Here is a 13,548-nt window from a genome sequence, read left to right on the forward strand (position 1 = left end):
GCTTACGGGCGAACGTCTGGGCTTCTTGGTAGACTAGGACACCTTTTTCTTGAGGCGGATCTGGACGGTATAGCTGACCGTTCCATCGGCCTTTTTCCTTGCTCTGATTGTTACCATGATTTCCGGGGGTACAAGCGTGAATGGCGGTGCTACATCACACCACTGTCTCACCAAAAAACCCGAAAAGTGGTACATAAATGCGTAGACCAGAATGCCCCTAGAATTAGCTTCAAAGCCACAAACCACGCGCCCTGAGCCGTCACGCCGCTTCAGCGTTGCACCGATGATGGACTGGACAGACAGACATTGCCGGTTCTTCCTGCGCCTGCTCTCCCGGCAAACCCTGCTCTACACCGAAATGGTCACCACCGGTGCCCTGCTGCACAACGACGCCCACCGTTTCCTGCGCCACGATGCCTCTGAGCACCCGTTGGCCCTGCAACTGGGCGGCAGTGTGCCGGCCGACCTGGCCGCATGTGCGCGCCTGGCTGAAGAAGCGGGCTACGATGAGGTCAACCTCAACGTTGGCTGCCCAAGCGACCGGGTGCAGAACAACATGATCGGCGCGTGCCTGATGGCTCACCCGGCGCTGGTGGCCGACTGCGTGAAGGCCATGCGTGATGCCGTATCGACGCCTGTCACGGTGAAGCACCGCATTGGTATCAACGGCCGTGACAGCTACGCCGAACTGAGCGACTTCGTCGGCCAGGTGCGTGAGGCCGGCTGCCGGAGTTTTACCGTGCATGCACGCATCGCGATTCTGGAAGGGCTGTCGCCGAAAGAGAACCGCGAGATCCCGCCGCTGCGCTATGACATCGCAGCGCAGTTGAAGAGGGACTTCCCGGACCTGGAGATCGTGCTCAACGGCGGGATCAAGACCCTGGACGAATGCCAGGCACACCTTGAAACCTTCGATGGCGTGATGCTGGGGCGCGAGGCGTATCACAACCCTTATCTGCTGGCCGAGGTGGACCAGCAACTGTTTGGCAGCGATGCGCCGGTGGTCAGCCGTAGCGAGGCATTGGCGCAACTGCGGCCTTACATCGTGGCGCATATGGAAAGCGGCGGTGCGATGCACCACGTTACCCGGCATATTCTGGGGCTGGCCCAAGGATTCAAAGGGGCGCGGCGCTTCCGCCAGCTGCTGTCGGCTGACATTCACAAGGCGGCTGAACCCTTGGCGGTGTTTGACCAGGCCGTGGAGTTGTTGCAGGGGCGATGACCTCAGAGGGAGGGAACCTCGGGCTTGCTTGCGACTCGAATCTTCACCTTTCCTACAGCCCTGTGCGGACCAGCGGGTCCGCAGGGTTTCGGCGGCCCTTGAGCGGCTGCCGGGGCTCGGGTAATGTCGAGTAAATGCACAGGACAGAGCACGCCCATGACCTCCAAGCTGGAACAACTCAAGCAGTTCACCACCGTGGTCGCCGACACCGGGGACCTGGACGCCATCACCCGCCTGAAGCCGGTCGATGCCACCACCAACCCGTCGCTGCTGTTAAAGGCTGCTGCCATCCCGGGCTACGCCGACCTGCTGAAACAGGTGAAGGCCGACGCCAAGGGTGATGTCGACCTGGCCTGCGACAAGTTTGCGGTGGCCGTGGGCTCGGGCATTCTCAAGGTCATCCCGGGGCGTATCTCCACCGAGGTGGATGCACGCCTGTCGTTCGATGAGCCAGCGCTGCTGAACAAGGCTCGTCAGCTGATTGCGCTGTACGAGGCGGCCGGAGTGCCAAAAGAGCGTGTGCTGATCAAGCTGGCCTCCACCTGGGAAGGCATTCGCGCCGCCGAGAAGCTGGAGAAAGAAGGCATCCAGACCAACCTGACCCTGCTGTTCTCCTTCGCCCAGGCCCAGGCTTGCGCCGATGCCGGGGTGTTTTTGATTTCGCCGTTCGTGGGCCGTATCTACGACTGGTACAAGAAGAGCACCGGCCAGGAATACGTGGGCGCCGAGGACCCGGGCGTGCAGTCGGTCACGCGCATCTACAACTACTACAAGGCCAATGGTTACAACACCGTGGTCATGGGTGCCAGCTTCCGCAATATCGGCCAGATCGAACAACTGGCCGGCTGCGACCGCCTGACCATCAGCCCCGAGCTGCTGCAGCAGCTCAGTGATGACCAAGGTGAGTTGCCGCAGGTGCTGAAACCGGGCAACGCCGGTGAAGCCAAGCAGCACCTGAACGAAAGCCAGTTCCGCTGGGCGATGAACGAAGACGCCATGGGCACCGAGAAACTGGCCGAAGGTATCCGCCAGTTTGCGCGGGACCAGGAAAAGCTGGAGAAGTTGATGGCTGAAAAGGCCTGATACAGTTCGGGTTTGCCCGACGGGCGGGAAGAGCTCAGTATTTTCCGCCCGTTTTGTTTGCCACGCCTTAGTTGTGTATTGAATTCTCGGGCCTGTTCGCGGGCAAGCCCGCTCCTACACCGATCGAGGTGAGGGCGGGCTTGCCCGCGAACAGGCCGCCATAGCCACCCGAGCTGTCGATGACCTCCCCTAACCCGTTGCCCCTCGTTCTCGCCGGCCCGGTACTGCGCCGCCTGGAACCCCAGCGTCTGGCCGTCTGGCTGGTCACTACCCAACCGCTGCAGCCCGAGTTCGTCTGCCTGGCAAGCGAGGCCCAAGTCGATTGCCAGGTGGTGCCGATTGGCCGGCATGCCTACGTTCACCTGCTGGACATCCAATTCGCCAGCCCCCTGCCCTGCAACCAGCTGCTCGACTACGACCTGCTGATCAACGGCCAGGGTATCGCCGACTGGGCCCCACACCTGCTCTACCCCGGCAACCCACGCCCGAGCCTGGTGCTGCATGAGCGCCTCGACCACTTGCTGCACGGCTCCTGCCGCAAGCCGCACCACCCTGCGGCCGATGGCCTGCTGTGCGCCGACCGCCTGCTGCAGGCGTGCAAGAGGCCCGAAGACCGCCCCGCCGTGCTATTGATGACGGGCGACCAGGTTTACGCCGACGATGTTGCTGGCCCCATGTTGCGCGCCATTCATAGCCTGATCTCGCGCCTGGGCCTGTTCGACGAGCAACTGGAGGGTGCGGTGGTAGCCGACAGCCAGGCGCTGTACCAGCACCCGGCCAGCTACTACCACCGCGCCGACCTGCTGCCGGCGCTGGAGCGCAACGACACCCTGCGCGAGCGCTTTTTCGGCGGCAAGCGCAAGCCGATCTTCTCGTCCAGCAACGCCGACAACCATCTGGTGACCTTGGCCGAAGTCATGGCCATGTACCTGTTGGTGTGGTCGCCGGTGCCTTGGCAGCTGGTGGACCTGGGCATCCCCAGCGGGCTCAGCGACGAGCATCAAGCCCGATACCGGCATGAGCTGCCGCTGATTCAGGGGTTTGCCGACAATCTAGGTCAGGTGGCACGGGTGATGGCCCACCTGCCCTGCCTGATGATCTTCGACGACCACGACATCACCGACGACTGGAACCTCTCGGCGCAGTGGGAGGAAACGGCCTACGGCCACCCATTTTCGCGAAGGATCATTGGCAACGCCTTGCTCGGCTACCTGCTCTGCCAGGCCTGGGGCAACAACCCGGACGATTGCAATCCGCTGATCAAACAGTGCCAGGTGCTGACCCGCCAGAACCAGGATGAGCTGATTGGCGAGCTGCTGCGCTTCCAGGGTTGGCAGTTCAGCCTGCCTACAGAACCACCACTGCTGGTCCTGGACACCCGTACGCGGCGCTGGCGCAGCGAAAGCAACCTGGCCAAGCCGTCCGGCCTGCTGGACTGGGAAGCGCTGAGTGAATTGCAGCAAGCACTGCTCGATCATCCCTCGGCGGTTATCGTGTCACCTGCGCCGATTTTCGGGGTGAAGCTGATTGAAACGGTGCAGAAGGTGTTCAGCTGGCTGGGCTACCCGCTGCTGGTGGATGCCGAGAACTGGATGGCCCACCGCGGTGCAGCACAGGTCATCCTCAATATCTTCCGCCACTCGCGCACACCGGGGCACTACGTGGTGCTGTCGGGGGATGTGCATTACTCGTTCGTGTATGAGGTGCTGATTCGCCACCGCCAGCGCAGCCCGCACTTGTGGCAGGTGACCAGTAGCGGGATCAAGAACGAGTTCCCTCGGCGTTTGCTGGATGTACTCGACCGGCTCAACCGCTGGTTGTACGCGCCGCGTTCACCACTGAATTGGTTTACCAAGCGCCGGGAGATGGAAGTGGTGCCGCGCACGCCGAACCATAGCAAGGCGGGGGAACGGTTGTGGAATGGTGCGGGGCTGGGACAGGTGTTCTTTGATGAACAGGGGCGGCCGGCGCGGGTGTATCAGCTGGATGCAGGCGGGAATGAAGCGACTGAGTTCGTTGGCAGAAAATAGATAAAGCGAAAAATCGGCTGCCTTTACTGGCCCTTTCGCGGGCAAACCCGCAGATGGGCCGGCACAGGCTATAGATCAGCCCCGCTCCAGCGCATTGACCAGGTCATGGAAGGCTTCGCGGTTGGAGTCATTCAGGCCCATGAGGATCTTGTGCGCCTCCAGCACCTTGGAACGCACCACCTCTTCACTCTGGTCCTGCGACGGCAGGTCGGTCAGGCATTCGGGGCAGGGAATCGGCCGATCGACGATGTTGAACACCTGATCGAAGCCCATCGACTGCAATAACCGTGAAATGTCTGGATTGGTAGTCACCACAGTCGGCAGCAGACCCACCTTCTGCCGCGACAGGATCGACAGCTTTGCCAGAAGGCCCAGCGTGGTGCTGTCGATACTCTCGGTTTCAGTCAGGTCGATGACAATCGCCGAGAAGTTCAGCGCAGTGAAAATCTTCTCGATCGTCGCATCCAGCGCCGAACACAGGGTCAGGCGCACTTCACCAACGAATTTCAGTACGAAGGTACCGCTCTGCTCGGCGAACTGAATTCTACCGGTACTCATTGAAGGTTCCTGCTCAACACCAATAGGGCGATATCATCCGGCATCTCCCCAAGCGTAGCCAATCCAAATCGTTGACGCAGCCCATCCAGACTGCCACCTGCTGCCTTGACGATCTCCGGCAAGGCGGCTTCTTTATCTTTGAGCGTATCACCCGGCAAAAGGTCCAGAATGCCATCGGACATCAGGCTGAGGCTGAACTGCGGGGGCAGTTCCACCACCAGGTCCTGGTAGGTGGCCTCATCGAACAGCCCTACCGGCAGGCCACGGCCTTCCAGGTAGCGGGTGTGCTCGGGGGTGTACAGCACCGGCAGCGGTAGATGGCCGCCAACGGCGTAGGTCAGCAGGCCGGTGTCTTCGTCAATCACCCCGCCCACCATCGTCACATGCTTGCCCAGCTTGCAGTTGATCAACCCACGGTTGATATGGCTAAGCACCTGCGAAGGTTTGAACTCGCGCATCTTGCCGCCACGTTTGAATTCGAACAACAGCCGCGTGGTCATGAACTTCAGCAGGACGGTGACGAACGCTGATGATGCACCGTGCCCGGAAACATCGGCGAGGTAGAAGGCGATACGCCGTTCGTCCACGCGGAAGTAATCGGCAAAGTCACCCGACAGATACAGCGACGGGATGATCTGATGCTCGAAAGCAAACTCGCCGGCTACCCAGGGGCTTTCCGGCAACATGTTCATCTGCACCTGGCGACCGGCGGTCTGGTCCTCCTGCAGCAGGTGCAGGCTGGCCTCCAGTTCGCGGTTGGCGGCTTCGAGCTTGTCGCGGTAGCGCTGGTTTTCCAGCACAAGGCGCGAGCGGTCGAGGGCGCGGCGCACCGAATGCTCGAGTACGGCCAGGTCTTCCAGCGGCTTGATGAGGTAGTCGGCGGCGCCCAGGCGCAACGCTTCCACCGCATCACTCATGACGCCGGCACCGGACACCACGATCACCGGCAACTGCGGCGCACGCTCGCTGACCTGACGGATCAGTTCGAGGCCGCCCATCTGCGGCATGCGCAGATCGCAGATCACGAGGTCGGGCTGGTGTTCTTCGAAGACCTGAAGCCCCTGCTGGCCATTACCGGCCTGGAGGACGCTGAAACCACTGTCTTCAAGGTAGGCGGCGAGGCTAGCACGGACCACGTCGTCGTCATCGATGATCAGCAGCGTTGCACTGGTTTTCTGCATGTGGGCGAACGGCGCCGATTTAGGTTGGTGCAGCGGTGTCGGCAAGGCAGACGGCCAGCTACGGGAATTCTTTATGGTCACACTCTACTTGAGTTGTAGGACAAGAACACCTGCCCGGCAACTGTTCAGAGGTACCTTGTAAGGCGCAGACGGTACTCCCATCCGGCAGGGGTTTCAAGCATGCAGGGGTCGACCTCGCTGCTCTTTACAGGGCAAATCACCGGGAGTTATAAGAAAGTCGACCAGCGCAACCCGACGGGAAGGATGCAGCATGCCTCACACGCCCTCCAGCCACAGCGAGAAACGCGACTTCATTCGTATGCGCATCGACACCGAGATCAGCCTTTTGCACGAAGGCCAGGTGATTGCGGCGGTGTGCCTGGACCTGTCCAGCGGCGGCATGCAGGTACAGGCGCCGCAGCATTTTTTGGTGGGTGATCGCATAGAGGTGCGGATCGACTCCGACCATCCGGCACTGAAGGGATTGCACGCCAGCACCGAAGTGGTGTGGATTGCCGACCAGCCGGGCGGGCAGCAGAAGTTCGGGCTGCGGATTCTGGCCATGCATTGAACAAGGGGCCGCATTGCGGCCCCAGGTTCACAGATCAGAAGTCGTCTTCGACCTCGCCATCCTTCACCTTGAACTCGCGGTTCTGCAGGTAGGCGTTACGAATGAAGATGTACTTGTCACCCTGAATCAGCTTTTCGGCCGAGAGCAGGCTGGCGCGGGTGTCGATCACGTCCAGCGCGAAGATCGAGTTGCGCGTAGGCACGTGGTCGATGTAGCGATAGGGTTTGGTGTAGGTGTCCGGATACTTGGCCACGCCGTCACGCACGGTGCTTGGGCCCAGCAGCGGGATGACCACATACGGCCCGCTCGGCACACCCCAGTAGCCCAAGGTCTGGCCAAAGTCTTCGTCATTGCGCTGCAGGCCCATCTTGGTACCCACATCGAAGAAGCCACCCAGGCCGAAGGTGGTGTTGACGATCAACCGCGCCGTATCCACGCCTGCCGCATGCGGCTTGAGCTGCAGCAAGTCGTTGGCCAGGTTGGTCACGTCACCCAGGTTGCGAAAGATGTTGTGGATGCCATCTTCGAGGAACTGTGGAGTGACCGCCTGGTAGCCCTTGGCCAATGGTTTGAGGGCATAGGTGTCGAGGGTATCGTTGAAGCGGAAGATCGGGCGGTTGACCGCTTCCCAGGGATCTTCCTCGGTGGCGGCCTGAGTGGCAGCCACGGGCGCCAGCAGCATGCTGGCGCAGACACAGGCCTGGGTGACTCGTTCGATCACACTGGCACCGATCCTACGCATAGGTGTTTCTCCATCGAATTTCTCGGCCGCAAGCGCAACAGTTCGCGCTGCTATCAAGGCGGCAGTATAGAGACTTGCGGGCTGATAAACAGCCTTACACATTTTTGCTCAATATTTTGTGAACAACTGTTGCACAGAGGCCGTTGTCACAGGACGGTAACAATCAACGCATAGCCTTCGAACCATTTGGGGGAAGTTGCCATGGACACTGCGCCCGCCTTCACTGCTGTACTGTTCGGCTTGCGCGGCTGCCTGGTGCAGGCCGCCAATGGCGCTCCCTCACCCGCCCCCGGCGCCCTGGCCACCCTTGCCAGCCTGCGTCAGCGCCAAGTGCCGTGCATCTGGCTGGATGACCTCAATACCACGCAAAGCGAGCACCTGGCCCATGTACTACCCGACTGGCTGCCAGGGCATTCAGTCAATGGTGTGCACTGGCCAGCGCCAAACGCTTGCTGGCAGGCACTGATGGCGCTGGATAGCGAACGCCTGGATGGCTGCGTATTGGTCAGCGGCGACCCACGCCTGCTGCAGTCTGGCCTTAACGCCGGCCTGTGGACGGTAGGCCTGGCCGCCTGCAGCCCGCTATGCGACCGCACTTCTGCGCAATGGCAAGCCATGAGCCCGCAAGAGCAGGACCTGGCGCGCAGCAAGGCGACGCTGGCGCTGTTCAGCCTTGGCGTGCACTCGGTGATCGACCATCTGGAAGCGCTGGACACCTGCCTGCAGGACATCGCCCAGCGCCGACGCAAGGGTGAAAAACCCTGATACAGCACCCTTGACGCGGATCATGCAAATCGGCAGCAGGTAGATTACCCTGAAGGCAGGCCAGAACCTTTGCCACGTCGCCGAGGTCCATGGCTTGCCAAGCCATTGATGGAGAATAGCCAATGCCTGCCCGCGAATTGCAAGAGCGCCTGAACAGCTTGCGCGAGCAACTGGACCGCAACGTACCGCTTTCGGAAGAAGAGCTGGCCGCCCTGCACGAAGAGGCGCGCCAGATCGAGGCGCAACTGAAACTTGAGGAAGCCACGCCAGACAACAACCTGGTGGACGGCGTGAACCTTGCGATCGAACGCTTCGAGGCCGACCACCCCGACCTCACAGCCACCCTGCGCAGCATAGCCAACTCGCTGCACAGCATGGGGATCTGAAATAGCGGGGGGCCGCAAAGCGGCCCCCTGTATTACTGCCGAACCAGGCGCTTGTTATCCGGGCTGATCGCCCCGGTGCTGCGGTACGGGTTGATGTCCAGCCCACCGCGGCGCACATAGCGCGCATAGACCGTCAGGTGCTCCGGCTGCAGCAGATTCTTCAAGTCCAGGTAAATCCGTTCCACGCACTGCTCATGGAAGTCGGCATGCTGGCGGAAGCTGATCAGATAGGTCAGCAGGCTGGCATGATCCAGCGCCCTGCCCTTGTACTCGACCACCACGCTGCCCCAATCCGGCTGGCCGGTGACCGGGCAGTTGGACTTCAGCAGATGGCTGTGCAGGGTTTCTTCCACCACCCGCTCCGGGTTGCAGCGCAACAGTTCTGGCTGCGGCTGCTCGTAGTTGCTGATGGCCACGTCCAGTGCATCGATGCACTGCCCCGGTAAAGCCACCACACCCTGGGCTTCAACCTCGGCCAACGTGCGAACCCTCACCCCCACCGGCTTGCCGGCAGCGGCGGACAGGTCTTTTTGCAGGCATGCCTGCAACTCGCCCAGCGAGGCGAACACCGTCTGGTTCAGCGAGTTGAGGTACAGCTTGAATGACTTGGACTCAATGATGTTTGGCGAATCAGCCGGGATGGCGAACTCGCCGATCGCCACCACCGGCTTGCCCGAAGGCAGCAGCCAGCTCAGCTCGAAGCAGTTCCAGTAATCCACCCCCTGCCAAGGCAAGGTCTGTGCAGTAACGCCCAGCTCGGCCCACTTGGCAGTACGCGGGATCGGGAACAGCTGTTCCGGGGAGTAGGTGGCGATGTATTCGCTGGACTTGCCCAGCGGGGAATGTTCGGCAGCGGGATGCATGGAAACTGACCTAGAGGTTCGAAATTGCCTCTAGTCTACCGGTTTTGCACCCCGCCTTGCAGGGCCAGTCACTCAATGGTCAATGTCCCGACCATACCCGCCTGGTAATGCCCCGGCACGTTACAGGCAAACTCGATGGGCGCCGATTGGCGGAAGGTCCAGGTCAGCTCGGCGCGCTGGCCGGGCATGACCATCACAGTGTTGCCACCCCCGTGACCATGGCCGTCACCGTGGCCCATCATTTGGCCGTGGTTCATCATCTTGCCGTGATCCATGCCGTCGTGGTTCATGGCCTCGGTGAACATCTTGCCTTGCATGGCGACCATTTCCTTCTGGTGTTCGGCATGCATGGCCTTGTCGCCCAGATTGAATTCGTGAGGCAGCTTGCCCTCGTTGACCAGCACGAAGCGCACCGTCTCGCCGGCTTTTACCTGCAGGCTTTTTGGCTCGAAGGCGATGTCCTTGAGCACCACGTTGACCGTACGGGTGGCCTTGGCCGCCGGGGCAGGCTCGCCGAAGGCGAAGGTCTGCGCCTGGCCAGCAAAAGCCGGCAAGCTGCCCAAAGCAAGGGTGGCGGCAATGAACAGGTGTTTCATGATGACTCCGGGGTTACACAATCGGGATGAAGCCACATTAGCCGGGGGCGACTGGCAGCTACCTGACAGGCACATTACAACTTTGTCAGCTTGGGCGAGCGGGCACATCGTCACGTATCATTTCAGCCATCACATTGCCCCTGTGCTAGCAGGGTAAAACAACGCCCATTGGCTACGCTAACTTTCAGATTATGGACAGTGCATGAAACTGCTGATCGTCGAAGACCAGGCCCGCACCGGCCAGTACCTGAGCCAAGGCCTGAGCGAGGCCGGCTTTGCCACCGAGTTGGCTACCGATGGCGAAACCGGCCAGTTCCTCGCCCTGACCGGCGACCACGACCTGCTGATCCTCGACGTGATGCTGCCCGGCCGCGACGGCTGGCAGATCCTTCAGGCCGTGCGCCAGGCTGGCCTGGATACGCCGGTGCTGTTCCTGACCGCCCGCGACGCCGTCGAGGATCGCGTGCATGGTCTGGAACTGGGCGCCGACGATTATCTGGTCAAGCCATTCGCCTTTTCCGAACTGCTGGCCCGGGTACGCAGCCTGCTGCGCCGTGGCACCAGCCCGAGCCAGGACACTACCTTAAGCCTGGCCGACCTGCGCCTGGACCTGATTCGCCGCCGCGCCGAGCGCGCCGGGCTGCGCATCGACCTGACCGCCAAGGAGTTTTCACTCCTTGAACTGCTGCTGCGCCGCCAGGGCGAGGTGCTGCCAAAATCGCTGATCGCCTCGCAAGTGTGGGACATGAACTTCGACAGCGACACCAACGTGATCGAAGTGGCTATCCGTCGCCTGCGCCTGAAGATCGACGACCCGCACCCCAACAAGCTGATCCACACCGTACGCGGCATGGGTTACGTACTTGAAGAGCGCACCGAGTGATGCGCCGGATTTCCCTCGGCAGCCGCCTGGCCCTGCTGTTCGCCGCCTGCACCGCCACCGTCTCGCTGGGCGCCGGCCTGTTATTCAGCCGGGCCAGCGCGCAGCACTTCATCGAGCTCGACCAACAACTGCTGGACTCGCGCCTGTCATTGTTCCGTACGCAACTGGCTGGCGTCAGCACGGCTGATGAGCTTCTGGCTCGCCTGCCTGCCCTGCACGATGAACTGAGCCACCAGGCCGACCTGGCCCTGCGTATCAGCGCCAGCAATGGCGCCACCTGGTTCGAAAGCCGCAGCGGGCTGCCGCAAGCAGCACTGAACACCGGGCTGACCACCCTGCATACACAAGGCATCGACTACCGCAGCCTGTCCGTACCCCTGACGCCGGGCACCATGCAGTCGCCGCAACTGACCCTGTACCTCGACATCACCCACCATCAGCACTTCCTCCAAGGCATGCAACGGCTGATCTGGCTGACGGTCGGCCTGTCGGCGCTAACCACCGCACTACTGGGTGCCTGGGCCGCCCGCAGCGGCCTGCGCCCATTGCGGCAGATGGGCCAGGTGGCCGCCAGCGTGTCAGCGCGCTCCCTCACCACCCGTCTGCCGGTGGCGCAGATGCCCGAAGAACTGGCCGAGCTGGCCAGCAGCATGAACGCGATGCTGCAGCGCCTGGACGATGCCTTCCAGCGCCTGTCAGCGTTTTCGGCCGATATCGCCCACGAGTTACGTACGCCGCTGTCCAACCTGCTGACCCACACCCAGGTCACCCTCACCCGCCCACGCAGCCTCGAAGAATACCGCGAGGCGCTGCATGGCAATCTGGAAGAGCTGCAATGGATGGCGCAGATGATCAACGACATGCTGTTTCTGGCCAAGGCCGACCACGGCCTGCTGGTACCGGGGCACGCGCCTTTGGCGCTGCATGACGAGGTGGATGCGCTGCTGGAATACTACGCGCCACTGGCCGAAGACAGCGACGTGCAGATGCTGCGCGAGGGTGAAGCCGTGCTGCTGGGTGACCAGCACATGCTGCGCCGGGCGCTGTCCAACCTGCTGGACAACGCCATGCGCTTCACCCCGGCAGGAGGACAGATAAAGGTGACCCTGGGGCCGGGGCCGACGATCAACGTGGCCAATACCGGGCTGGCTATCGACCCGACGGCGCTACCACGGCTGTTCGACCGGTTTTACCGGGTGGACCCGGCTCGGCGGGAAGGCTGCAGCGAGCATGCGGGGCTGGGCCTGGCGATTACCCGGTCGATCGTGCAGGCCCATGGCGGATGCATACGGGCGGAGTGCGACGGTGGGTGGACCCGATTCGTGATCGACTTCACTCAAGCTCGGTAACCCTGGGGCGCTTGACGCCCCCAGGATCTCAGGCAAACATCAAACCGCCAGGCCAATCGCCGGCTGCACCTGCGACGCCCGGTAGGCCGGGTAAATGGTCGCCAGGAAACTCATCACCAGGCCGGCGGTGCAGATGATCGCCACATCCCCCCACTGTAATTGCGACGGCAAGCTGCTGACGAAATACACATCCGACGTGAAGATGTGCTGCCCGCTCACCCGCTCCAGCCAACCGACAATCTGGCTGACATTGAACGCCGCAATCACGCCCAATACGCCACCAATCAGCGTGCCGACAATGCCGATCAGGCTGCCCTGGACCATGAACGTGCCCATGATCTGCGCCGGCGTGGCGCCCAAGGTACGCAGGATGGCAATGTCCGGCCCCTTGTCGTTCACCACCATCACCAGGGTGGCGATGATATTGAACGCCGCCACCGCGATGATCATCATCAGCAGCAGACCGATCATGGTCTTTTCCATCTTCATGGCGCTGAACAGGCTGCCCTGGGTATGCGACCAGTCATCGGCGCGGTAGGCGTCGCCAAGCCCGGCGGCAATCGCCTTGGACACCTGCGGAGCGGCATACAGGTCGTGCAGCTTCAGGCGCACACCTTGCACCTGGCCCGGCGCCCAGCGTTGCATCTCGGCAGCATCAGCGACATGGATATAGGCCTGCGAGCCATCCAGCTCGGCGCCGACCTTGAAGATGCCGACCACGGTGAGGCGCTGCATGCGCGGGGTGATGCCACCCGGTTCCTTGCTGATTTCCGGCACGATCAAGGTCAGCTTGTCGCCGGTGTTCAGGCGGAAGCGCCGTGCGGTCAGCTCGCCGATGACCACGCCAAACTCACCTGGCTGCAAGTCCTGCAGGCGGCCCTGGACAATGTGCTGGCCAACGATGGAAACCTTGCCCTCCTCGGCCGGGTCGATACCCCCCACCTGGATCGGCTGCATGGCGCCCTTGTATGACAGCATGCCTTCCATCTCGGTAATCGGCGCCACAGCCATCACCGCCGGATTCTTCGTGGCTGCGTCGGCCACCTTGTGCCAATCGTCCAGCGGCTGCACACCCAGGATGGCGGCATGCGGCACCAGGCCGAGAATGCGCGAGCTCATTTCGCGCTGGAAGCCGTTCATCACCGACAGCACCACGATCATCGCCAGCACGCCCAGCGACAGGCCGATCATCGAAGTCATCGAGATGAACGAAATGAAGTGGTTGCGACGCTTGGCTCGGGTGTAGCGCGCACCGATAAAGATGGGCAAGGGTCTGAACATGTACGAAATCACCCAATGAAAACAGGAAAACGGGGCAG

General features: G+C 61.9%; 14 protein-coding genes. 8 read left to right on the forward strand and 6 right to left on the reverse strand.

The window, feature by feature from the left end:
* Nucleotides 1-211 precede the first annotated feature (211 nt).
* The 3 genes from dusA to GST84_17955 all read left to right on the forward strand — a co-directional run bounded on the left by dusA (nt 212) and on the right by GST84_17955 (nt 4,335).
* On the forward strand, nt 212-1,222 hold the full coding sequence (dusA, locus tag GST84_17945) for a tRNA dihydrouridine(20/20a) synthase DusA (GenBank protein ID XGB14108.1): 1,011 nt from the start codon (nt 212-214) through the stop codon (nt 1,220-1,222).
* Between the two features lie 156 nt (nt 1,223-1,378).
* Nucleotides 1,379-2,305 (forward strand): transaldolase, encoded by a 927-nt coding sequence (gene tal / locus GST84_17950; protein ID XGB14109.1) that lies wholly within the window; start codon nt 1,379-1,381, stop codon nt 2,303-2,305.
* Nucleotides 2,306-2,484: 179 nt separating this feature from the next.
* Nucleotides 2,485-4,335 carry an alkaline phosphatase family protein gene (locus GST84_17955; protein XGB14110.1) on the forward strand — a complete coding sequence of 617 codons (1,851 nt, stop codon included), beginning with the start codon at nt 2,485-2,487 and terminating at the stop codon, nt 4,333-4,335.
* A 75-nt stretch (nt 4,336-4,410) separates the two neighbouring features.
* Here GST84_17955 and GST84_17960 read toward each other — a convergent pair whose 3' ends face one another.
* Nucleotides 4,411-4,893, reverse strand: a complete 483-nt coding sequence (locus GST84_17960) for an anti-anti-sigma factor (GenBank protein XGB14111.1) — start codon at nt 4,891-4,893, stop codon at nt 4,411-4,413.
* Nucleotides 4,890-6,074, reverse strand: a complete 1,185-nt coding sequence (locus GST84_17965) for a SpoIIE family protein phosphatase (protein ID XGB14112.1) — start codon at nt 6,072-6,074, stop codon at nt 4,890-4,892. Before GST84_17965 ends, GST84_17960 begins: the two co-directional genes overlap by 4 nt.
* A 271-nt stretch (nt 6,075-6,345) precedes the next feature.
* On the opposite strand from GST84_17965, the gene GST84_17970 reads away from it, so the two are divergent.
* The gene (locus tag GST84_17970; protein ID XGB14113.1) at nt 6,346-6,645 is read left to right on the forward strand and encodes a PilZ domain-containing protein; all 300 of its coding nucleotides are present in this window, start codon (nt 6,346-6,348) and stop codon (nt 6,643-6,645) included.
* Nucleotides 6,646-6,679: 34 nt separating this feature from the next.
* Here the strand turns inward: GST84_17970 and GST84_17975 are convergent, their stop codons facing one another.
* Nucleotides 6,680-7,387: a VacJ family lipoprotein gene (locus GST84_17975; GenBank protein ID XGB14114.1), complete on the reverse strand. Its 708-nt coding sequence runs from the start codon at nt 7,385-7,387 to the stop codon at nt 6,680-6,682.
* A gap of 201 nt (nt 7,388-7,588) precedes the next feature.
* Here GST84_17975 and GST84_17980 point away from each other — a divergent pair, with 201 nt between their 5' ends.
* Nucleotides 7,589-8,152, forward strand: a complete 564-nt coding sequence (locus tag GST84_17980) for a phosphonoacetaldehyde phosphonohydrolase-related protein (GenBank protein XGB14115.1) — start codon at nt 7,589-7,591, stop codon at nt 8,150-8,152.
* 122 nt (nt 8,153-8,274) lie between these two features.
* The gene (locus tag GST84_17985) at nt 8,275-8,538 is read left to right on the forward strand and encodes a DUF4404 family protein (protein ID XGB14116.1); all 264 of its coding nucleotides are present in this window, start codon (nt 8,275-8,277) and stop codon (nt 8,536-8,538) included.
* 32 nt (nt 8,539-8,570) lie between these two features.
* On the opposite strand, the gene queF is transcribed toward GST84_17985, so the two are convergent.
* Nucleotides 8,571-9,401, reverse strand: a complete 831-nt coding sequence (gene queF / locus GST84_17990; protein XGB14117.1) for an NADPH-dependent 7-cyano-7-deazaguanine reductase QueF — start codon at nt 9,399-9,401, stop codon at nt 8,571-8,573.
* Between the two features lie 68 nt (nt 9,402-9,469).
* A complete protein-coding gene (locus GST84_17995; protein XGB14118.1) occupies nt 9,470-9,997 on the reverse strand; it encodes a copper-binding protein in 528 nt (175 codons plus the stop codon).
* 202 nt (nt 9,998-10,199) lie between these two features.
* Here GST84_17995 and GST84_18000 point away from each other — a divergent pair, with 202 nt between their 5' ends.
* The gene (locus GST84_18000; protein XGB14119.1) at nt 10,200-10,880 is read left to right on the forward strand and encodes a heavy metal response regulator transcription factor; all 681 of its coding nucleotides are present in this window, start codon (nt 10,200-10,202) and stop codon (nt 10,878-10,880) included.
* Nucleotides 10,877-12,229: a heavy metal sensor histidine kinase gene (locus tag GST84_18005; GenBank protein XGB14120.1), complete on the forward strand. Its 1,353-nt coding sequence runs from the start codon at nt 10,877-10,879 to the stop codon at nt 12,227-12,229. The genes GST84_18000 and GST84_18005 overlap by 4 nt, the downstream gene beginning before the upstream one ends.
* Before the next feature lie 39 nt (nt 12,230-12,268).
* Here the strand turns inward: GST84_18005 and GST84_18010 are convergent, their stop codons facing one another.
* Nucleotides 12,269-13,510 carry a lipoprotein-releasing ABC transporter permease subunit gene (locus GST84_18010; GenBank protein XGB14121.1) on the reverse strand — a complete coding sequence of 414 codons (1,242 nt, stop codon included), beginning with the start codon at nt 13,508-13,510 and terminating at the stop codon, nt 12,269-12,271.
* Nucleotides 13,511-13,548 lie beyond the last annotated feature (38 nt).

Source organism: Pseudomonas putida, from assembly GCA_041879295.1.
In the GTDB taxonomy this organism is placed as follows: domain Bacteria; phylum Pseudomonadota; class Gammaproteobacteria; order Pseudomonadales; family Pseudomonadaceae; genus Aquipseudomonas; species Aquipseudomonas putida_Y.

Coding starts and splice junctions, on each gene's coding strand:
- queF (XGB14117.1), bottom strand. CDS start 9,401: ATGCATCCCGCTGCCGAACATTCCCCGCTGGGCAAGTCCAGCGAATAC.
- GST84_17980 (XGB14115.1), top strand. CDS start 7,589: ATGGACACTGCGCCCGCCTTCACTGCTGTACTGTTCGGCTTGCGCGGC.
- GST84_17955 (XGB14110.1), top strand. CDS start 2,485: ATGACCTCCCCTAACCCGTTGCCCCTCGTTCTCGCCGGCCCGGTACTG.
- GST84_17975 (XGB14114.1), bottom strand. CDS start 7,387: ATGCGTAGGATCGGTGCCAGTGTGATCGAACGAGTCACCCAGGCCTGT.
- GST84_17960 (XGB14111.1), bottom strand. CDS start 4,893: ATGAGTACCGGTAGAATTCAGTTCGCCGAGCAGAGCGGTACCTTCGTA.
- tal (XGB14109.1), top strand. CDS start 1,379: ATGACCTCCAAGCTGGAACAACTCAAGCAGTTCACCACCGTGGTCGCC.
- GST84_18000 (XGB14119.1), top strand. CDS start 10,200: ATGAAACTGCTGATCGTCGAAGACCAGGCCCGCACCGGCCAGTACCTG.
- dusA (XGB14108.1), top strand. CDS start 212: ATGCCCCTAGAATTAGCTTCAAAGCCACAAACCACGCGCCCTGAGCCG.
- GST84_17965 (XGB14112.1), bottom strand. CDS start 6,074: ATGCAGAAAACCAGTGCAACGCTGCTGATCATCGATGACGACGACGTG.
- GST84_17985 (XGB14116.1), top strand. CDS start 8,275: ATGCCTGCCCGCGAATTGCAAGAGCGCCTGAACAGCTTGCGCGAGCAA.
- GST84_18010 (XGB14121.1), bottom strand. CDS start 13,510: ATGTTCAGACCCTTGCCCATCTTTATCGGTGCGCGCTACACCCGAGCC.
- GST84_17995 (XGB14118.1), bottom strand. CDS start 9,997: ATGAAACACCTGTTCATTGCCGCCACCCTTGCTTTGGGCAGCTTGCCG.
- GST84_17970 (XGB14113.1), top strand. CDS start 6,346: ATGCCTCACACGCCCTCCAGCCACAGCGAGAAACGCGACTTCATTCGT.